This window comes from Marinomonas gallaica, assembly GCF_049821165.1.
GTDB classification, from domain to species: domain Bacteria; phylum Pseudomonadota; class Gammaproteobacteria; order Pseudomonadales; family Marinomonadaceae; genus Marinomonas; species Marinomonas gallaica.
In genome coordinates this window covers 165649-186627 of the sequence record NZ_CP187511.1, presented here as the reverse complement: position 1 = coordinate 186627, position 20979 = coordinate 165649, and the positions used below count along the sequence as shown (strand labels likewise).

Sequence of the window (20979 nt, the reverse complement as noted above, 5' to 3'; positions counted from 1 at the left end):
AACGCGTTATGACTACTCCGTCGAATGTCTCGCCATTGCGCTGCGCAAAGCTGACGCTTGGGTACGATAAAACCATCATCATTGATGATTTAAACCTGGCCATTGAGCCAAATCAAATTACAGTATTAGTGGGGGGGAACGGCTGTGGTAAATCGACGTTACTGAAGTCGTTGGCTCGTTTGCTAAAACCCAGTTCTGGCGAGATATTGTTGTACGATCAAAATTTGTTAGAGCAGTCTGGAAAAGCCGTGGCTCGCAAGCTGGCGATCTTACCTCAAGGGCCGACCGCACCAGAAGGGCTGACGGTGGAGCAATTGGTGCGCCAAGGGCGTTACCCACATCAAAATTGGCTGCAAAGTTGGACAGAACAGGACGAACAGCTGGTACAAAAGGCGCTGCATGACACCAATATGCAAGACTTTGCCGCGCGTCCTATTGAAGCTTTATCTGGTGGTCAGCGTCAGCGAGCTTGGATCGCGATGGCCTTGGCACAAGATACCGAAATTCTGTTACTGGATGAGCCAACGACTTATCTAGATTTAACCCACCAAATCGAGATACTGGATTTGCTGTTTGAGCTGAATCAAACGCAAAATACGACGATCTTAATGGTATTGCATGATTTGAACTTAGCGTGTCGGTATGCCCAGAAAATGGTGGCTGTGAAGCAGGGCAAGGTATTCTGCCAAGGGGCACCAGAAGATATTTTGAATTTCGACATGGTGAAAAGCGTGTTTGATATGGAATGTCATATCACGCAAGACCCATTATTTGGAACGCCCATGTGTATTCCATTTGGTAAGGGGCGTAAGCTTGGTTAAAGGAACCTTTACGGCGGAAGAATGGCAAGCATTGCAGGCCTATGGCTTGTCGTTGTCTTCGCCGGATGAGACGTTTTGCTCTCGTATCGATGCGGCACAACTACTCGATGATGATCACTGCTTGGCGGTGCTGGAGCAGATTGCGCCCGTTTTGGGGGCGCCAAACATTAAAGTCGCGGCGTCGTTAACCATTAAACGCTTGGCCTTTCTAGTTTTGGCCCCGACACTTTATGCCATGTCCCGTTTTGATAAGGGCTTGGACGTTTCCCTTTCTCTATGTCAGTTTGACTATCGTCTGAAAGATCGTATTTGGCAGTCTACATTGCCGCTAAAAAGCATTCACATAACACTCTTGTGTGCTGATCGTTCGGCTTGGCGTACACTCGTACTGCAGCAAGCATTTGCTGAGCATTTAACGCCGCTGGTCGAAATATTTCACCGCCTTACCCGTTCGCCGAAGCGGATCCTTTGGGAAAATGTAGCGGTACGTGTGTTCAGTATTTATGAGCGACGTGTTCTGCCTGGCTTGGAAGGCAGTCAGCGGGCGTTGGCGCAAGCGGATTATGCGTGGTTGCTGTCGCCCGATGCGAGTGCGGTTTTTGGTCTAGAGACAAACCCAATTGCTGAGTTTGATGCGGCGTTTACACAGCTTGAGCATGTGGCGGAGCCTGTGCGTATACGTCGTACTTGTTGTTATTATTATCGCGCGACGGAACCGCAGGAGTTTTGTAATAACTGTCCATTGCCTCTGCGTTTGCAACGAAATAAAAAAGCGCCTATTCGTTAAGCGAATGGGCGCTTTTTAGGTATTGAAGACGTAGGTTTAGAACTCTAAACCGTACGCCAAGGTAACGGTACGACCGCGACCTTTGAAGTAAAAGTCATCATTTTTATAAGCACTCTGCGAGTAATACGTGAAGTAGTCCTCGTTCAGGAGGTTCGCGACAGATACATTTAAGCGGCCTACAGGAAGCTGATAGCCCATTGATGCGTCAACGAGTGTGTAGCCGTCAAATTCTAACTCGTTGTCATCGAAATCACGGTCAAAGGCATGATTGGCTTGTAACATAGTGGACAGTTTATTGTTCCAGTTAGCCGTCCAAGCAAGACGTAGGCGGTTCGGTGGAATCTCTGCGCCGGTTAGCTTGGTATCCACTGAACCATCGTCGTCACGATCGGATTTACCTTTGATATAAGAGTAACCTGCCTCCAGACGATGTTGCTCTGTTAGGGCTAAACCGAGAGTAGCCTCAGCCCCTTGGATTTCTTTCTTCTCGCGGCTGACCGTATACAACCCATTGTTTTCAACAATACGGCTGCCTAAGTCAGAGTTGCTTTCGTAATAGCTTATTTCGAAATCAAGGTTTTGCTTGTTATAGCGTACACCGGCCTCGTAGTTGTCAGTGATGATCGGCGAGAGATCAATCAGGGTGTCAACGTCCTGATCTGCAACGCTTACACCACGTAGCACTCGACCGACATCCGGCATACCAAAGCCTTGTGAATAATTTGCGAACACACTGACGGAAGGGGTTAATTTAAAGACGGCACCCGCGTTGTAAACGGCGTCTTCGAATTCTGGTTGTCCGCCATTAACGGTGACGCCATTACGGGCGGCGACGGTTTGATAAGTGTCTACATCGAGCTTAGCTTTTTCATAGCGTGCACCGGCTTGTAACACAAGGCGCTCATTCGCTTGCAGTTCAAACTGTGCAAAGGGAGCGTAGTTCTGATAAGTGGTCTCCGGCACATAAGTGCGATCTGTTAGGATCAGCTTTTGACTGGTGGTGTCCTGCAGTACATCCAATCCTGTCACGACTTTAAGGCGGTTATCCAGCAGGTCATCTTTGGTTAAGCTAATTTTAGCGCCAATTTTTTTAGATTCATTTTGCGATTGATCATAGATGGTTTCTGAGGTGTTTGGGTCTTGGAAACTCCCCGATGTACTGGACCCGTAACGGCCTTTAAAGTCTTGATGAAAAGCCTGCGCTTTAAGCTCCATACCTGCTATATCTGTGTCGGTATACACTAAGCTCGTTGTTTTAACTTCGTTAAACGGCGCTTTTCCTTCGGGGCGAGCTTCGATGGAGCTGGTCGCAATGCCATTGTCGCGGTCACCCGAAACACCACGGTAATTCATTTGCCCTTCGAGTTCGTAGCGGTTGTGTTCAAATTCTAGGTTTTGATCGTCATTGAACCAGTAGCCTATTTTACCAAACGCGTCGTAGCTGTCGGAATCTTGGATGTCACCTCGAACCGTGGCTGAGCCTACGTAATCTCCATTACCATCGATATACATGCCCTGTGTTTCACGTGTTAGGCCAACTAAGTAATCCCAGTTGCCTTTTGCCCCTTGTGCTTGGTAGCCCACTTTATAAGACAGGGTATCACCGTCAAGGCCTTCGGTTGGCATGGTCAGTTGAGCATTGATGTTCTGCTTTAGGCTGTCGGAACGATTCGACTTGGTGATGAAGTTAATAATACCCCCTGTAGCTCCTAAACCATGAATCGCGCTAGCACCATGAATCACTTCAATGCGCTCTACCATGGCTAGGTCAATGGTATGCGCCGAGCGACTTCCTTCGCGGATGGGATTGGACTGTGGCACGCCATCGACCATATATAGGACAGAACGACCGCGGAAAGTCTGGCTGCTGTTATTTAGTTTCTGCGTATTGGGCGCATAGGCCGGAAGTAAGTTAGACAGCACTTGTGAACTGTCTGAGCTAACACTCATCTGTTGCTCGATTTGTTCTCGTGTGATGACGGTAACGACTTGGACGTTATTACCTTTTTCGGTGTTCATACGACTTGATTCAATGGCGATCGGCTCAAGTTGAATGGATTGAGTGTCAGCGATGGCGGCTGATGTAATTGTTAAAGCGAACGGTAACGCAACGATACCAAACGGCATCGAGAGAGAGTAGCGCATAGGGGATTCCTCACCTAGAGTTATTTGTTACTGTTAAAGTTGGTGAGAATAGTAACGGTTATCGTTATGTTTTGTAAAACAGAACGCGGTTTTTCGTCAATAGAAGTAGAAATAGGGTCGCATTGTAAACGTTGGAAAGGCTACGCTAGTTTGCGTAGCCACTGCCAATGGCGCTAAAGGGTAAATCGAGTTCAAGTTCTGGCACTTGTAAACCGACCCAAGCTGGAAAGGTGTTGCTGTTGGGGCCGGGGAAGACAGTGTAGTCGTTTTTCCAAGGATACTCCTGTACCGCTTGGTCTATTTTTGGAATCAGTTCGGCGGCTTTCTCGCCTTTTATCGATAAGATTTTTTCAGGCTTTGCGCCAAACCAGTATCGGTCGGGTGTAGTGGTCATATAACTGTAGAGCGCCGGCTGTCCGCGTTTTACACGCCAACCAACCACCTCGTGGACTTTGTATTCTGATGCGTCGGCTTCTTTGGTGGCGATCCAAGTATGCACTGCAAACCAGCCGCGCCAGCTGAAAGCGTCAGCACCGTACACTTCGATGACCGCTTCAGGCTCCTGATCTGGTGCCGGCGCTATCCCTGCTGGTTCACGACTTGCGGTACGCCAATCTGAGTTAGAGCATGCGCTTAATAACATTGCTAAGGTGGCAACGCACAGTATCTTTTTCATATCCATCTCCAAGTTTATTATCAGTTTGACAAAAAAAGGCGCATAGCGCGCCTTTTCGAGAGGGTTACAGAATTGATTCATAATCCGAACACACTTGATGATCGGTTTAGGATCAGAGTAAATGCTGCATCAGCTGTTCTTCTGATACCGGAGGTAAGAATAAGTACCCCTGTAGATACTCAATACCCATATTGGTTAATAGGCGCCGCTGTTCTTCCGTTTCGACGCCTTCTGCCACAACTTTGTAGTCAAAAGCGGAGGCGATTTGAGAAACCGCTTCTACAATGGCGCGGCCACCAGTATCCATAGACCAGATAAAGGAACGGTCTATCTTGACGTAGTCCACATCGAACTCTTGCATCACAGACAATGATGAGTAGCCAGTGCCGAAATCATCAATAGAGACCTTAATACCGGTTTTCTTAAGTCGTGCAATGTTATCAATTAGGCGACGTTTATCGTGGGCAAAAAGGGACTCAGTAATTTCTAAGTCAAGACAATGAGCTGGAAAGTCCGTATGTTTCAACGTCGCAGCGACTTCATCAGGGAAGTCCTCGTCCAACAATTGTTGAATAGAGACGTTAACACTGATGCCCAGTTCAGGGCTTTGCGCATGCATACGTTTCCCCGCGAGACAGGCTTCACCAAGTACCCATAAACCAATAGCGCGAATAAAGCCGTACTGCTCGGCAACGCCGATGAATTCATCAGGTGGAATCATTTCATTGTCTAAGCGCCAACGTAGGAGCGCTTCGACGGCATCGATTTTGCCTGTGTCCGTGGCAATAATGGGCTGATAAACCAAAAAGAGTTCGTGCCGGTGTACGGCATTCTCTAAATGATCTCGGAGGCGAAGCTCGCGTAGTAAGTGTTCACGCAACGATTCGTCAAAGACGCCGACACGGCCTTTCTCAGAACGTTTCTGGTTGTACATGGCCATGTCTGAACGTTGAATTAAACGATCGTGTTGGGAGCCATGCTGCGGGTAGTAAGAGATGCCAACGGTTGCACCAATGGAGAGCTTTGATCCATCGATAAGATAAGGAAACGATATGTGTGTAATTAACTCTTGGGCGTCTTCGAGCAGATGGTCATGTTGTTCAACCACTAATAAAAATTCATCGCCCCCCCAACGACACAGTAGATCGCTGGGTTCTATATTTTGCTGTATGCGTTTACTCGCCTCTCGGATGACGGCGTCGCCAGTTTCATGACCCAATGAGTCGTTGATGGTTTTGAAGCCATCAAGGTCGATAAAAAGGACGGCCAGTTGACTGTTGGGTTGAGTTTGTAGGCGATAGTTAAACTTTTCGGAAAACGCTTTACGGTTGAATAGACTGGTTAGTGGATCAATATTCGAGAGAGAGTAAATTTCTTGAGTACGCTTCGCGACTTCCTGCTCCATATGGGATAAGAAGTGGTCGTTTTGATGTTTTAGGTGTATTGAGCGCGAAGTGAACTGCGCTGCTTTATTGGCTCCCACAGCCATGACAATAAAGAAAGCAAACGTTAGATAAGATAGGGTGTCATGGAACGGCTCATCAGAGAACAGTAGCGCTATGGCTAACGGTAAAGTAATCACAGCACAGTAACTGATAGACAGCTTGCGTGAGCCCGCTAGCAGACTGATAGCACCGCCCGCAAACGCCGCAATAATAATGCATGTGATGGCAAGTTCCGCCCAACTTCGGTCTTGTATCACAGCCAATACAGCATAAGTACTCCAAGCACTTCCTGTTAAAATCGCTCCTATGGAAAATCGACGGAAAGCTCTGCCATAGGCAAACTTATCTGCGTGTCGGGTGCGAAAGAAGAAATACAACAGATCTGCAAAGCGTAAGATGCAGATGAGTAACAGCAAGCCCCACCATAAAAATTGCACAGAACGTTGCTCATCCGCATGAGGGAATGAAAAGATCAATGTCGATGAGGTTACAAATGTGATGAATAAGCCAATGCCTAGATTGTTATAAAGAAGGCTGACAGCATCTTTTTGTTCGACTTGTGAGAGTTTTGTTGGGAGCATAAGGGTATTATTTATTCTCTTCAGGACACACAATCCAGTGTATCGATGTCGACCCAATTCTAAATGTTATAGATCTACCGATAGCGCTGCTTCAAAGTTATAACGCTCAAGGTATTTCCTAATTATATCCAATTTATCGGGAGAGTAAGTGGAATCTTGAAGTTTGTTTAGACAAATCAGTGCTTCATCGGCATCTCCTAGCTCGCATGCGTGCTGAAATTGCTGATGCAGTTCATCGCGCGTGGCTGTATCGATTTTTACTTTTGTCTGAGAAGGGCGAAGCAAATCTGCGTGTCCCTTGGTTTCTTCAAGCGAACTCTCGCAAGGTGTGAGCGTCATGAGGTCGCGTAAGCTTTGACATAATTGTTGCCAAGCGACGGGTTTAGCTATGTAGTCGGAAAAGCCGTTGTTCAAAAAGTGGCGCTTTTCATGATCAAAGCTGGATGCGGTGACGGCAATAACGGGGAGTGTTTGAAGCGATGAGTGGGTGCGGATATGTTTAATTAGCGCCATACCGTCCATATTAGGCATACGGATATCAGAGAAGACGACGTCAACGTGGGCGTTTAGGTAATCCAATGCTTGCTCGCCATCTTCGGCGAGCAACACACTAAAGCCTATTTTTTTTAGCATTTGTTCTAGCATTTCCCGGCTGAGTTCATCATCTTCGACAATAAGGGCTGTTTTAGTACTGCCTTGTGGCAGTCGCCACTGGATATCTTTGTTTTCTAGGTGATCTTCGACGATCAGTGATACCGGTAAATCCACTTGTACTTCGGTACCTTGATCCACTGCACTGTGTAAGGTAAATGAGCCTCCCATTGCATCGGCTAAGCGTCGAGCTAATATTAAACCTAGTCCGGTACCACCATGGGTTTTGCCACTTTGGCCTTGGCTGAATGGTGAGAATAAACGATCTAAGTCGTCTTGGCTGATTCCCGGTCCTGTATCTAAAATTTGGACTTTAAGGTGTTTTTGGCGGTATTCGACGATGAGTTTTATGCTACCTCGATCGGTGAATTTAACTGCATTGTCCAGAGCATTGGATATTATTTGGCCGAACTTTGTTTTATCCAAGAAGGCATGGTCGTGATCGTTTAGCTGAATGTCACTGTGGAATGATAGGCCTTTGGATTCAGCTCGTTGGCGATGCATGGCGGCAAGTTCCTGTAGTTCTTTTTTGATTGGGAAGCTTGCTTCATTGAGTTGCAGTCGTCCTGCCTCAATTTTCGAAAGATCGAGGATGTCATTGATGAGGCCTAATAGACGATGGCCTGCTGAGTAGATCCGTTGTATTTGATGATTTGGTTCTTGGCCTAAGTTTTCTTGCTGAAGCAGCTGCGCATAGCCCAAGATGGCATTCAACGGCGTTCGAATCTCATGGCTCATATTGGCTAGAAATACGCTTTTACTCGCATTGGCTTGGTCTGCGCGATGCTTAGCTTCCTGTAATTCCTGTTGTAGCAAAAAGGTGTCTGTGATGTCTCGTGCCACAGATAAAATCCCAATGACTTGTTTATCACTGTTCACAAAAGGAGTTCGAATAATACTGAGATACGCTTTTCGTTCTGCATCAGGACAGACCCAAGTTGAGGTATGACAAAGGTTTTGTGTCTTTCTGAGCGACTCTTCTTGTTTTATCCAGATGTTTTTTTGATCGCTGGATAGGCTATCGAACAGGGATTGTTGATTGAAAAAAGTGCGATAGGCTCGATTCGCGATAGGTTCCTGTTGATCAAATAACTCCAGTACGACGAGGTCGGGTAAAATTTCAAATAACAGCGTGACAATAGCATTACTTTGCTGCTTCTCGGTCTCTATCAATTTACGGTTTGTGATGTTTTCAATCGTACCAATCAGCAACGGCTTTTTGCTGTGCTCGTCCATCGTACTGCCTTTGACTGCGAGCCAGCATGACTTGTCGCCGTTTAAGCGAAATTCGACATCGATGGGTCTGTTGCTATTTAAGCGTGCTTGGCGAAACGCTTCGTAAACAGCCTCCTGATCGTGTGGATGCGCTAGGTTGATTAAGTCGTTTAGGTTTTTCGGGTGTTCTGTATCAAACGGTAGGATGTCTTTAAACGCTCTTGATATTTGGAAAAAAGAGGACTGCTTCACCATACGCCAGCCCGCCGCATTAATAGCGGATAATGATGCCTTGAAATGCTGCTTTTGACGGTTGATAAGATAGCGACTGTACCACGCATAGCTGGTAAAGCTGATGAGTAGGAGGATGATCACGGAAGACCAAATGACATAGACCCAATTGATCGAATCTTTGCTGAAGTAACTGGTGTTGTTTAAATACCAGCTTTCTGCAATTTGGTAACGTTGTTCAGGGGTTAGGGAATCTATCCAGCGGTTAAAAATACCATTGAGTTGTGGCCAGTCATTGCGAATTGCAAACGCCAAGTGTGCTTGTACAGGGAGTTGTCCTCGAATACTGAGGTGATTCTTTGCAAGCGTTTTGAGCTGGAATTGTCCTAATGCATACGTGGTGATGAGGTAATTGAACTTTCCATCTTCTAATGCAGCTAAGCCCGCCTGAACATTATCAACTTCGACAAAATACGTATCTGGATAACGTTCATAGAGGTCCCATGTATAGCCATAGCCTTTAATAATGCCAATTGGGCTGGGGCTGATGTCAGTGACATCTGTAATTTGCCCTCCAACTTTGTTGGAGATGATTACTAGATTATTACTGATGTAGGAATTAGTAAAAGTGTAATGCTCGCGTAGCGTGAGGCTGCCTAATACATCAGATAGCACATCCACTTCGCGCTTATTCGCCAGTTTTAACGTTTCACTCCAAGAGTCTGTTGGGCGAAATTCAAATTCTATACCCGTATCGTCGGTAAATTTTTTTAGGAAGGAGGACACAATACCAATGTAGTGTCCTTGGTCGTCAAAGGCTTCAAAAGGTAGCCAGTTAGGGTCCCCTGTAAAAACGATTTTAGCTGGATGCTGTTCTAGCCATTGCAGCTCCCCTTTGGAAAGCTCAAAAGATGCCACGTAGGTTGAAGCACAAATAGAAAAAGTACTAATAATCCAGCAAATAAAGGTTCGAGCTAGTGCGACTCTTCGCATACTTTTGCCCTAGTAAGGCACAGATCAACATTGGCCGCATTGAGTGGTTCAGGTTTATGGAAATGATAACCTTGCCCCCATTCAATGCCCATTGATTGATACAGATCGGCCAATCCTTGGTTTTCAACAAACTCCACAACGCATGGTTTGTTGAGTTTTTTGGCTACGTCTAAGATGGACTGCACCATGGCCATGCTGGCATCTGAGTGTTCGATTTCACGGGCAAAGATGCCATCGATTTTAATATGATCAAATGGAAAGTCTCGCAGGTAACTAAAACTGGAGTAGCCACTGCCAAAATCATCAATAGCGATGCTACAACCAAGTTGTTTAATTTGTTCGAGAATGGATGATGTTCGATGTACGTGAATAATTTGTTCGGTCTCAGTGACTTCAAAGCACAACTTACGTGGGTTAATCGCATACTTCTCTAAGGCATCTTGAATATAATCGACTAAATGCGCATCACGCAGAGTGGTTGCAGACAGGTTGAGGGCGACTTGTTCAATGAGTTGTTGCTGTACTGGATGATCACGAAGAAATTCACATACTTTGCGAATCATCCAACGATCAATATCTGCAATCAGTTGGTAACGTTCTGCGGCAAATAAAAAACTATCGGGGAACAGGATTTTTTCTTGGTCTGGTGCATAAAGGCGAACCAGTGTTTCCATTCGTATGCCGTTGCTTTGTGCATTAAGAGGACAAATCTGCTGAAAATAGACACGGAAGTGATCGTATTTTAATGCATCAATGAGTCGTAATGCCCAGTTTTGTCGTGCGTTCTGTTTGCTTGCTTGCTCGTTGTCATCGCTAAAGTAGCTAACACACTGACCGCCGGCGCGCTTAGCGCTGAACATGACCTCATCGGCCATCATCAGGACTTGATCAAAGGACGTCAGTGATTGGTCAATTTTCACGACTGCAAGGGTGGCGCCAATATCAAAATGACGCTCTCCCCAGAAAAATCTAAAACGCGAAAATTCCTCATGTAGTTGGTTTGCGATACTACTCGCTACGGAACAATCATCGGTTGGATAGACGACAGCAAAACTATCGCCACTTAGGCGTGCGACAAAAGCATTACTGCCTACAATCAGTGAAATAAGCTCGGCGGCTTCACTTAATAGTTCATCGCCAGCAATTAACCCACAGCTTTCATTGACGACTCTAAAACGAGACAGATCAACTGACATATAATAGGCTTCTTGAAAGCTGTCTTGTGGTTGGGAAATCAGCTCAACGACAAAATACTCTAAGGCCTTACGGTTGTGGGTTCGGCTAACAAAATCATGGTCAGCGAGATACTTGAGGCGATCTTGCATATAGCGCCGTTCGTTAATCTCTTCGCGCAACAATTTGTTGGTGGTCACCAATTCTGCTGTACGTTGTCGTACACGTTCTTCCAGTTCGCTATTTAAAGAACGCAGTTGCTGCATCATCTGATGTCGTTCTTTGTGATGGGTGACGCGAGCAATCACTTCGTCGGTATTGATTGGTTTGGTGATGTAATCATTGCCCCCTACTGCGAAGCCTTGACTGATGTCATCGGTGCGACCGGTCACAAATATAATAGGGGTTTCTTTAAAACGCGGATCTTTACGAAGTAGGCTACATAGATCAAAGCCACTCATGCCAGGCATCATGACGTCGAGCAACATTAATTCAGGCTCTAGTTGCTCAAGAATGGATAACGCACGTTCAGCAGACGTAGCAACAGATACCTTGCAATCTAGCGGCGCTAGCACTTTGCGCAGTACATCAATGTTGTCTGGTACATCGTCGACGATCAATACAGTAAAAGCTTTCATCTTGATCCCATCATCTTGGATAGTACTTAGAGTCGTTCATTTTTTAGGCAAAGTCTAGTAACCAAGTGTTAACAGCGTATAGGTATGTTCGCTAAAACTGGTAAGCGTAGGGGAAGGCTAGCTTTTATTGTGATTTTACTATGAGGTAGGGAAATTCCATTTCTCTGCTGACGTCAGCGGGATTACAGGTTTATACTGATCTTACAAATAAGCAGTAACAAAAGAATAGGATGGCCTTATGACACAACATTTAGTGTTAACGGTAATTGGTGATGATCGCCCAGGATTGGTAGAGGCGTTATCTCATGTTGTCGCAGAACATCAAGGCAACTGGAGTGAAAGTCGCATGGCGCACCTTGCTGATAAGTTTGCTGGGATTGTGACAGTTGAAGTACCAAAAGAGCATGAGCAAGGTCTGATCAAAGCTCTGCAAGCATTGTCTTCTGTGGGGTTAAAAGTCTCTGTTGAAGCGGCCAGTCGTCGAGCATATTCCGATGAAGTGGTGGTGTTATCTGTGATGGGGAATGATCGTACTGGCATTATTCGTGAAGTCTCCAAAACGTTGAGTAGCTTAGGAGCGAACGTTATTGACTTAAACAGCTATTGTGAACCCGCACCGATGAGTTCAGAGATGCTGTTTAAAGCCGAGCTTGAAATTACACTGCCCAGTAACCTGAGTGCCAGAGACTTAGAGAAAGCAGTCGAACAGATTAGTAGCGACTTAGTTGTGGAGCTAGCTGAGTAAGACTGAACTGTCTACGTAAATAAGAAATTTTGCTGCGATTCAGGGAAACATTGTGCTATTCGTTGCAGCATTTTTAGAACCTGTTTCAATGATTATAAGATCATTGAAACAGGTTATCTTTAAGCACATGCAACTCCCTACCACGTTCCGAGCATTATCCAACCCCAACTTTAGGCTTTGGGTGATCGGCGCCTTTATCTCAAATATTGGTTCTTGGTTACAACGCACTGCACAAGACTGGATCGTTATCTCTCAACTGACGGATCATAATGCCGCGGCGGTGGGGGTTGTGGTGTTCCTGCAATTTATTCCCCAAATCTTATTGCTTCCTATTACCGGCTGGGCGGCAGATCGGATTGACCGACGTAAGCTTCTATTGGTGACGCAACTCTCAATGGCATTTTTAGCGCTCTTGTTGGGCATATTAGCGATATCGGGCGTCATTGAACTTTGGCACGTCTATGCTTGTGCTCTTGGACTAGGCATCGTTGCGGCCTTTGACGCACCTGCTCGCCATGCGTTTGTATCCGATGTAGTGACGGAAAAGGAAGTGTCCAATGCCGTGTCTTTGAATTCCATGTCATTTCATTCTGCGCGTTTGATTGGGCCTGCTATTGCGGGCCTCTTGATTGCTGGGGTGGGTGCTGGCTGGGTGTTCGTATTAAACGTTGTGACGTTTGTTCCTCTTCTTGTTGCGTTGTATTTGCTCGGCAAACGCACGTTAGCCGGTCAACAGGAGAAAACTGAGAAAGCAGAAAGTGCCGGTTTCTTAGCTGGCTTTGGTTATCTAAATCAGCACCGTGAAATGGCGGTATTATTGGTCATGATCGCGATGGTGACTGCGTTTGTGATGAATTTCCCAGTTTATCTTTCTGCGATGACAGTGCATGTGTTTCATGGCGATGCTGGTCAATATGGTTTGTTGATCTCAATGATGGCGATTGGTTCGATTGCTGGCGCGCTTATGACGGCAAGTCGCAAGCAACCGACTTTTGGCTTTTTAGTGTGTTTACCGGCTGGTGTTGCTGTGAGCAGTACGCTGCTGGCGGTGGCGCCCAATTTTATCAGTTTTGCGATTATGATGACGGTTTTGGGCTTTAGTATTCAGCTACTGACGATCTCTTCGTTTACCTTTCTACAGTTGTCTACGGTACGTGTTTATCGGGGACGCGTGATGGCCATCGCCTTGGCAACGATGTTAGGCAGTACAGCACTTGGTGCACCATTAGTCGGCTGGATCGCAGACAGTATGAGTCCGCGCTGGTCGATTGGTATCAGTGGTGTTTCGGCTTTAATGGCGTTCGCTTTGGGCATTTTTTATTACCGCCAATATTATCTGCCGCAACAGCGTCAATCGCATGAGTCTGCGTGACGTTCCCAAAAAACGTCACGCTTACAAGATTATAGCGTCTAGTTATCAAGAGTTGCCGTGTCACAGTCAGGCTGAGATGGTTGAAAGCCAAACCAGCTGGACCAAGCCTTGCGCGGATGCAAAACAAAACCTTCGGCGAGTGTTAACCCTTGCTCAATATAAATATCTTGGTGAGCAGTTGGGTCGACTGATACGTTGTAATCCGCACTCACGGTTTTTTTACCTTGTTTCAAGCGAGTAGATACAGTGGGGTTATAGATGGTTAAGGTGATTGGGTCACCCTGACCAAATCCAATGTGCTCACCGTTGAAACCTCCTGCCACCAATATCACCGGTTCAACCCGACAAAGTTCCCCTTGTTCATTGGTGGTGAGATAGTTACCTTCCCCTTTGATACCGTGTAGAAACGGTAAACTGCCTGTTTTTACCGAGGTAATATAAACCACCCCTAGTGCCTCATCGGGTAGACTGGTGGCAGGTGCTCCCAAAGACAGAGCACCTATAAATACGCTGATTAAGTACGTCAAAACACTGTTCATATTGGCTCTCCTCTTGGGTTCAGAAGGTGCGCTCTAGGCTGGCTAGGTAGACATAAAAAGTAAATCAGCAATAACATGCCGACAATTGGAATTAAGATCACCAGTACACTCCAAATGGGCATGCCTGTGTCACGAATTCGACGCACGACAATGGCAAAAAAAGGCACGATGGTTATGAGTGAATAGAGGGCATCCAGCCAGCCGGGATTATCTGTTAGGATTTCGAGGGTGGCTATGATAAGACTGACTAACAGGCTCATCAGCATGAACATCCAGAATGCTTGACGATGGGCAACGCCTTTAAAATCGGCGTAGTGTTTAAAGGCTTCGATGTACCAATACATCCTATGACTCCTATGTTGGAAGAATGTTAAATGTCGCTCAACGCTAGCTATGGCGCGTCCTAGATCAAGATATAGGACGTCAAGGAAAACGACTTAGGACATACTGATGTCATCAGATAAACGAGGAAGGATGTAAATATGTTGGCGGTGCCTTTGCCATTTGTTGTGTCATTAATGTTGTGTGTTTTGGCGGGAAGTCTGTGGCTACAACGACGCCGCTCGACCCCCTTAGCCTGTTGGTTTTTGTTGATGTGTGCCGCAACGACCGCGGTTGTTGGATTACGTTGGACATTGGATTGGGCCGTGTTTCGGACAATGCAGCCGATATTTGCCAGCATTATTCCTGTCGCAGCGTGGTGGATATTTGCGAAAGCGTCGAGTAGTCGCAAACCTTCGTGGCGGCATGCGGTAGTGCCTATTGCGGTGACAGTCGGTTCCTTGACCTATCCGCTATGGCTACCGCCATTAGACGTCATTATTACAGGGCAATACGTCGCCTATGGTGTGATGTTGTGGTGTGCTGCTAATGATGCTGAACATCCGCCAGAAAATGTTCGACTCAGTGATTGGCAATGGGCAATTCAGTCGAAGCGTGTGGCAGGTGTTATGTTGCTGTTTTCGGCCTTGATCGATGGCGCTATGACGGTTGATTTTATGCTGACAGATGGCAAACATGCGCTCTGGATACTATCGCTTGGCCATGGATTAATGTTGCCGATTTTAGCACTTGCGGTCATGTGCATCAGCGTGAGTATGGCCGATGATAGCGCCATAGAGCGCACCGACTCTTCGAGCGCGGACGTCTTGTCAGAAGCGATTTCACTGCCTGAGGGCTCCCTTGCTGAGCAACAAGAGGTCATGGCGCGAACTGAGTCTGTATTGCGCGAGCAGATGTTGTATTTGGACCCCAATCTAACGTTAGCAAGATTGGCCCGTAAAGCGGGGATACCTGCTCGACAAATATCCACAGCAGTGAATAAGCTGACGCAGCAAAACATTTCTCAGTGGGTTAATCAGTTTCGTATCGAGCATGCGAAAACCTTGCTAAAGCAAACAGACGATCCGATTACTCAGATCTACATGGACTCGGGTTTTCAAACCAAGTCCAACTTCCATCGTGAGTTTTCACGTATTACCGGTATGACGCCGTCTGCCTATCGTACACAATCAAAGGTTAATGATTAATCAATCTGTGATTGAGGTTTGCGGCTGAGAAAAGGCCACTTTAATCGACTCAAATACACGCCCATTAACGTCGTTGCGACGCCGATTAGCTGTAAATGAGTCAGTGCTTCATCGAACAGAAAGTAGCCTTCAATGGCGGCCAACGGTGGTACCAGCAGCATCAGCGTCGACACCTGCGAGGCTTTGACTTTACGCAGTAGCCAGACCAACAAAAACACTCCGCCACATGACAAAATCAATACGCCCCAGCCTATTAATGCGTAGGACTCCCAACTTTGCACAAACAGGCTTTCTTGCAAAGTCATCATAAAGCCAAAGGCGACCACGGCTGCGGCAAGATTCTGAATCGCCATTGAGGCCAAAATGTCAGAACCTGAAATCGACATTTTTTGATAAATTGAGCCGAAAGCCAGACACAAAACCCCCGCGACACCGAGTAAGGCTAACCAAGGGCTAAAGGTGGCTTCTTGAACACCCAAGTTCAGCGAAGGGCTGATGACCAGCAACAATCCGGCAATGGCGATAAACATTCCGATGACGCCAAGTAGACTGGTTTTTTCTTTGATCAGTAGAAACGCCAAGAGTGTGACAAGAATAGGCTGTATGGAACCAATCAATGCCATCACCCCAGCGGGGAGGCCTTGTGCTAAGGCAATGTAAGCAAAGCTAAGGTAAAAACTATTGAGCAGTACCCCGGCAAAGATATGCTTCGGCCATTCTCTCTTGGGAGGGAAGGCGCGCTTAAGCGCAAATGCAAGCACGACAAAGATCGTGCCTGCTAGCGCAAAGCGAATGGTCAAATACACATTGGGGTCGATTAAGCCAACAATGAACTTTCCGGTGATAAACCCCGTCGACCAAATGAGAACCAACAAAATGTAGATAATGAGCATCCGTGCACCTATAAGGCAATGATGTTTGACAGTTTAGCTGGAAACTAACATGAATACTCGTTCAACAAAACGAAACTTCTTAGAGAGCCAACAGTCCACTCATCAGGTCGCAAAACAGACTCCCTATGAAAGGTGAGAAGTGGTAGCATTTGCGTCCACGAAAAATAGCGTACGACAGCAAGAGACAGAGCCATGCCAACCTATACCGTATTACAACGAAATGATCAGATGCGAGCAGAACAAGACGCCGATGTTATTTATCAGCTAGGCTTGTGTGGCTATGTGGAAATTGGCTTTCAAGACGCTGATACAGCGGAACAAGCGGTAAGCGAATATCTAGCTAACAATGAGCTGCAGGATAATTACAAAAGGCCATTAGGCCTACGTTGGTTGATGTGGGTGGGTGGAGGTGCCGCATTTTGTTGGTTCACTTACTTGATCTTCTTCTTATTGCCACTAGCGTTTCAAGACTAAGCGTTAGACGGTCTTGAATACACTAGAGCAATTGCGTCGTGGCGAGTTAGCGGGCACGACACGGCTAACATTGAAGGAAGATCTGACGGAATTTCCGCAGGAGATTTTCTCGCTGGCCGACACTTTGGAAGTGTTGGACTTGTCGGGTAATCAATTGACGAGTCTGCCCGATGATTTGTCACGCCTGCATCGGTTAAGCATCTTATTTGCCTCGAATAATCCATTCAAGCAGTTGCCCGATGTATTAGGGACGATGCCCAAGTTAGAGATGATTGGTTTCAAGTCGTGTAAGATCGAAACACTTTCTGAATACTGCCTTCCCAAGCAAACACGTTGGTTAATCCTAACGGACAATCAGATCCAAGCGTTGCCAGAAAGCATCGGTCAACTTAGTCGGTTAGAAAAATTAGCGTTAGCGGGTAACCAACTGACCGCGTTGCCGGATTCCTTTTCAAATTTGACGAATCTTGGGCTGCTTCGCATTGCCGCTAACCAATTGGCGGCCTTTCCCGATGTGCTATTTGCATTACCTAAGCTTGCGTGGTTAGCATTCTCGGGTAATCCATTTTGTGCCGCCGGTGATGAACATCTGGATTTTAAACAAGTGCAGACAAACGATTTTGTATTGCACGAAGTGTTGGGGCAAGGCGCTTCTGGATTAATTTCGCGCGCTTCATGGCTTAAACCAATATACGGTTTTGACAGGCACGTTGCGGTAAAAGTATACAAAGGTGAAGTGACCAGCGATGGCTACCCACAAGATGAATTGGATGCTTGTTTAACAGTAGGGGAGCATGAACACCTTGTAAAACCACTGGCCTATGTTCATGAGCCAGACTGCGCAGCGCTTGTTATGGAACTTATTCCAGCGGACTATTACAACTTGGGGCAGCCCCCTAGTTTGACGTCATGCACGCGCGACACGTTCACCCAAGGACAATCCTTTAGTAGGCAGCAGGCGCTATACATCATCTCGCAAATGCAGACCTTGGTGGATCATTTTGAAGCACGACAAGTGAGCCATGGTGATTTATATGCCCACAATGTATTGATTAATCAAGACCATCATATTTTACTTGGGGATTTTGGCGCCGCATCCAAATACCACCACCTAACGCCTGCACAACAATACGGAATTCGCCGTATCGAACGTCGTGCATTGCAGTATTTTGAAGAGGACATGCTGGGGCTAGTGCGCTAGCCCCAGCAACAGACGCCTTGATTTATTTGGCTTTTAAAAAGTCAGCCACATTCAAAATGATCATTTCATTATCATCTGCGCGGCCTTGTTCACGTCCTACTGAGAATGGGAAGTTATTGTCATTCGCGACGATGATATGGTTTTCGTCGATGCGGTCCACATCTTCAATAGTGACAAATGGGAAGGTAAAGGTACCGTCCATAGTGCCTCGTGGCGCGATAGCATCAGGATCCTGGATATCCATTAAATCAATGTATGCAATCTTACGCAGCATGCCATTGTCATCGGTATCATTCAAATCAACTAAGTAAATACGCTTGAATTGAGCTGGTTTTTTCGACCAACCTTCTCGTGGATCACCACTACCACCGTCTCGTTCAATAATCAGCGCTCTATGTTCGTCTATCATATTGAAATCACCAATCGCATGGTGACTCTCGTTTAATGGGTAAAAGCGAACCGTGTCTTGCCATGTTTTACTGTCTACATCAAATGACAGTAGGCGTAAAACAGGAGTGCCATTAATGTTTTCAGGCTGTCCTGTTTTAGCATCATAGATCGGTTTTTCGAGCAGAGGGTAAAGGGTTTTACCATCGGCTGAAATAGCCATGCCTTCATACCCGCCGGAGCGCATGCTCATTAGTTCAGGGGCTTTAGTACCGGGATTAGATAAGGATTTAAATGCGTTGTCTGGCGAAGCATATTGCACACCCTCTATTTCGGTCGCTATAACATCTTGTACCACGCCTTGTTTATCAACATGGATTAACCAAGGGCCGAATTCATCGCCAATCCAGTAGCCATCAGTGACGGGTTGGATGGACTCAAGGTCAAAATCTGCGCCGGTTAAATAACGTTCGGGGCTGGTTTCATCAATGATCGGAAACGGAACTTTACGGTTAGGATCGGTTAGAAAAGTTGTTTCTTGGGGCATTACACGGCCTGACTCCCAGTCTACTTTGACTTTGTGGAACATCAGTAAGGCATCTGCTGAGTTACTTTTGGTGCCAAAACCATTATCTGTCAGAACTAGGTAATGATCTCGGTCGATCACTCTAATCCCAGAAAAGCCTTGTAACGGTTGCCCTGGAAATGGTCGAGACAGACCCGTGTGCTCATCGCTAATGGCGTACGGTTGCTCAACGCGGTGACTGTCTGGGCCTGTAAATCGGCCAGAATAATTAAAATAGCTTGAAGCTGAGTCAGGTGGAAGTACAAACGTGGCAGCAGGCAACTGTGCATGCTCCTTTAATACCGCTGAGAACTTTGTCACGTTATCAGTATCGGCGGCTAGAGTAACACTGGACATTCCTATCATTGAGATCAAACAAGCTGAACGTAGCATAAAGTCTCCTATGACTTACTGTGCAAATGATGAGCCTGTTTGATCATAAGTAATAGTTATTTAGGTTTGATGACGGCAGCCTTATTAATGATTTTAAAAGCGTCAATGCAAAGAAGAAGCATCAATGGGTATTGGTGTAATAACACGGTATTCGACGTATCGGATGCCGTGCATTGCAGTATTTTGAAGAGGAAATGCTAGCGCTGGTAAATGGCTGTGGTTTGTTGCTCATTGGTGTAGTGGTAAAAATCCACGGCCTGTTGCAGCGGTAATGGATGACTTAAGTAATACCCTTGAAGGTAACGCGCTCCAAGGTTGTTTAAGGTATCCATTTCGGCTTGGGTTTCAACACCCTCACCAAGTACCAAGCAATTGGTCTCATTGGCGAAGCCAATCAATGCAGCGGATAAAGCGCGTCGACCGAGATCTTGGTTTACGTTACAAATTAAACTGCGATCGAGTTTAATTATATCTGCAGACAGTTCTAATATATGTTGGAAACTGGCATAACCAGCACCGGCATCGTCGACGGCTAAGCGTAGACCACGTTCACGAAAGGGCTTTAGATCATTGCGGAACTGGTTGTAATCGTCGATCGGCTCTCGTTCAGTTACTTCTAACACAATACGATGTAAGGGTTGATCTTTAAGCAACTCTTTAAGCTTTGGTGAGCCCACGAATTTAGGCGATATATTCAGCGTTATAAAGCAATCGTCGGGTATTTTATCGAGAGACGCTAACGCAATGTCAATGGCATACAGTTCAAGCAGCTCGCCAAACCCAGCTTGTGATGCTCTATTGAACCAGTAGTCTGGCGTGCGATAAGGCTCGATATTGAATCTCGTTAAACATTCAAAACCAACTGTCTTTTTTTGTTGGTAATCGTAGATAGGTTGAAAAACAGACGATAAGGCACCACTGCGTATCATCGATGAGACTTCTTTTCGTATCTGCTTATGCATTCTTTTACGCTGTAAATCTTTTTCGAGATTACGTGCAGCAAAAGAAGAAAAGAGCGTCAATATGGATAAATCACGTTCAGAGAGTGTTTCGTCTGGTTGCTCGTTGAAGCAGCACAGCGTGCCGTAACAAGAGCCATCACTTAGGAGAATGGGCACACCGATGTAACTGCCAATAGTGAGTTGTTTAGTGATGGGCATTTCGGCGGTGATGGAATTTTCTCGGGTATTAGGGATCAAAGATGGCAATTTATTATCGGCAATCAATTTACAATAGGTTACTTCTTCACAGTCTTTTTGCCCTGCTGCGATATTGATCTGACAACCTTCACGTTTATTGATTTGAGTAATCTCTCGAAAGCCGTTCTTAAACCGCGAAAGAAAGGCCACATCCATATTCAAATGATGCCGGATGGACTCTACCAGTAAATTGATGTCTCTATGTATGATTTCTGAACTAAGATTCTCAAGGTCTGATGGTGCAGAGAGAATACTTAAAATAGTAGAGAATGCATGCTCTGAAAACTGTGTGTTCGCTATTTTTTGCATACGTTGCATTCTCCTTA

The 20979-nt window shown here is 46.0% G+C and carries 17 protein-coding genes; 7 read left to right on the top strand and 10 right to left on the bottom strand.

What is annotated here, in order from left to right:
* Nucleotides 1–8 precede the first annotated feature (8 nt).
* Both ACPUEK_RS00845 and ACPUEK_RS00840 read left to right on the top strand, forming a co-directional pair.
* Nucleotides 9–821 (top strand): ABC transporter ATP-binding protein, encoded by an 813-nt coding sequence (locus tag ACPUEK_RS00845; RefSeq protein WP_425641948.1) that lies wholly within the window; start codon nt 9–11, stop codon nt 819–821.
* Complete coding sequence (locus tag ACPUEK_RS00840) at nt 814–1608, top strand: IucA/IucC family C-terminal-domain containing protein (protein ID WP_425641947.1); 795 nt, start codon at nt 814–816, stop codon at nt 1606–1608. The genes ACPUEK_RS00845 and ACPUEK_RS00840 overlap by 8 nt, the downstream gene beginning before the upstream one ends.
* 36 nt (nt 1609–1644) lie before the next feature.
* On the opposite strand, the gene ACPUEK_RS00835 is transcribed toward ACPUEK_RS00840, so the two are convergent.
* The 5 genes from ACPUEK_RS00835 to ACPUEK_RS00815 form a co-directional block, all read right to left on the bottom strand.
* A complete protein-coding gene (locus tag ACPUEK_RS00835; protein ID WP_425641946.1) occupies nt 1645–3753 on the bottom strand; it encodes a TonB-dependent receptor in 2109 nt (702 codons plus the stop codon).
* A gap of 145 nt (nt 3754–3898) precedes the next feature.
* The gene (locus ACPUEK_RS00830) at nt 3899–4429 is read right to left on the bottom strand and encodes a DUF3750 domain-containing protein (protein ID WP_425641945.1); all 531 of its coding nucleotides are present in this window, start codon (nt 4427–4429) and stop codon (nt 3899–3901) included.
* Between the two features lie 112 nt (nt 4430–4541).
* Nucleotides 4542–6455 carry a putative bifunctional diguanylate cyclase/phosphodiesterase gene (locus ACPUEK_RS00825; protein WP_425641944.1) on the bottom strand — a complete coding sequence of 638 codons (1914 nt, stop codon included), beginning with the start codon at nt 6453–6455 and terminating at the stop codon, nt 4542–4544.
* A 66-nt stretch (nt 6456–6521) separates the two neighbouring features.
* Nucleotides 6522–9545, bottom strand: coding sequence for a response regulator (locus ACPUEK_RS00820; RefSeq protein ID WP_425641942.1), 3024 nt, complete (start codon nt 9543–9545; stop codon nt 6522–6524).
* Nucleotides 9527–11356, bottom strand: a complete 1830-nt coding sequence (locus ACPUEK_RS00815; RefSeq protein WP_067215524.1) for a two-component system response regulator — start codon at nt 11354–11356, stop codon at nt 9527–9529. Before ACPUEK_RS00815 ends, ACPUEK_RS00820 begins: the two co-directional genes overlap by 19 nt.
* Nucleotides 11357–11594: 238 nt before the next feature.
* Between ACPUEK_RS00815 and ACPUEK_RS00810 the strand changes: the two genes are divergently transcribed.
* The gene (locus tag ACPUEK_RS00810) at nt 11595–12101 is read left to right on the top strand and encodes a glycine cleavage system protein R (RefSeq protein WP_067215521.1); all 507 of its coding nucleotides are present in this window, start codon (nt 11595–11597) and stop codon (nt 12099–12101) included.
* Between the two features lie 127 nt (nt 12102–12228).
* The gene (locus ACPUEK_RS00805; protein WP_067216073.1) at nt 12229–13473 is read left to right on the top strand and encodes an MFS transporter; all 1245 of its coding nucleotides are present in this window, start codon (nt 12229–12231) and stop codon (nt 13471–13473) included.
* Nucleotides 13474–13511: 38 nt separating this feature from the next.
* On the opposite strand, the gene ACPUEK_RS00800 is transcribed toward ACPUEK_RS00805, so the two are convergent.
* A complete protein-coding gene (locus ACPUEK_RS00800; protein ID WP_067215518.1) occupies nt 13512–14012 on the bottom strand; it encodes a hypothetical protein in 501 nt (166 codons plus the stop codon).
* The gene (locus ACPUEK_RS00795; protein ID WP_417504745.1) at nt 14009–14356 is read right to left on the bottom strand and encodes a DUF805 domain-containing protein; all 348 of its coding nucleotides are present in this window, start codon (nt 14354–14356) and stop codon (nt 14009–14011) included. The genes ACPUEK_RS00800 and ACPUEK_RS00795 overlap by 4 nt, the downstream gene beginning before the upstream one ends.
* A gap of 138 nt (nt 14357–14494) precedes the next feature.
* Between ACPUEK_RS00795 and ACPUEK_RS00790 the strand changes: the two genes are divergently transcribed.
* Complete coding sequence (locus tag ACPUEK_RS00790) at nt 14495–15541, top strand: helix-turn-helix domain-containing protein (RefSeq protein ID WP_067215513.1); 1047 nt, start codon at nt 14495–14497, stop codon at nt 15539–15541.
* Here the strand turns inward: ACPUEK_RS00790 and ACPUEK_RS00785 are convergent.
* A complete protein-coding gene (locus ACPUEK_RS00785; RefSeq protein ID WP_425641940.1) occupies nt 15538–16434 on the bottom strand; it encodes a DMT family transporter in 897 nt (298 codons plus the stop codon). The genes ACPUEK_RS00790 and ACPUEK_RS00785 overlap by 4 nt on opposite strands.
* Nucleotides 16435–16626: 192 nt before the next feature.
* Between ACPUEK_RS00785 and ACPUEK_RS00780 the strand changes: the two genes are divergently transcribed.
* Together ACPUEK_RS00780 and ACPUEK_RS00775 are read left to right on the top strand one after the other, a co-directional pair.
* The gene (locus tag ACPUEK_RS00780; RefSeq protein WP_067094655.1) at nt 16627–16908 is read left to right on the top strand and encodes a hypothetical protein; all 282 of its coding nucleotides are present in this window, start codon (nt 16627–16629) and stop codon (nt 16906–16908) included.
* Nucleotides 16909–16921: 13 nt separating this feature from the next.
* Nucleotides 16922–18109 carry a protein kinase gene (locus tag ACPUEK_RS00775; protein WP_425641939.1) on the top strand — a complete coding sequence of 396 codons (1188 nt, stop codon included), beginning with the start codon at nt 16922–16924 and terminating at the stop codon, nt 18107–18109.
* 22 nt (nt 18110–18131) lie between these two features.
* On the opposite strand, the gene ACPUEK_RS00770 is transcribed toward ACPUEK_RS00775, so the two are convergent.
* The gene (locus ACPUEK_RS00770; protein ID WP_425641938.1) at nt 18132–19454 is read right to left on the bottom strand and encodes an esterase-like activity of phytase family protein; all 1323 of its coding nucleotides are present in this window, start codon (nt 19452–19454) and stop codon (nt 18132–18134) included.
* A 197-nt stretch (nt 19455–19651) separates the two neighbouring features.
* Nucleotides 19652–20962: a sensor domain-containing phosphodiesterase gene (locus ACPUEK_RS00765; RefSeq protein ID WP_425641937.1), complete on the bottom strand. Its 1311-nt coding sequence runs from the start codon at nt 20960–20962 to the stop codon at nt 19652–19654.
* Between the last annotated feature and the right edge of the window lie 17 nt (nt 20963–20979).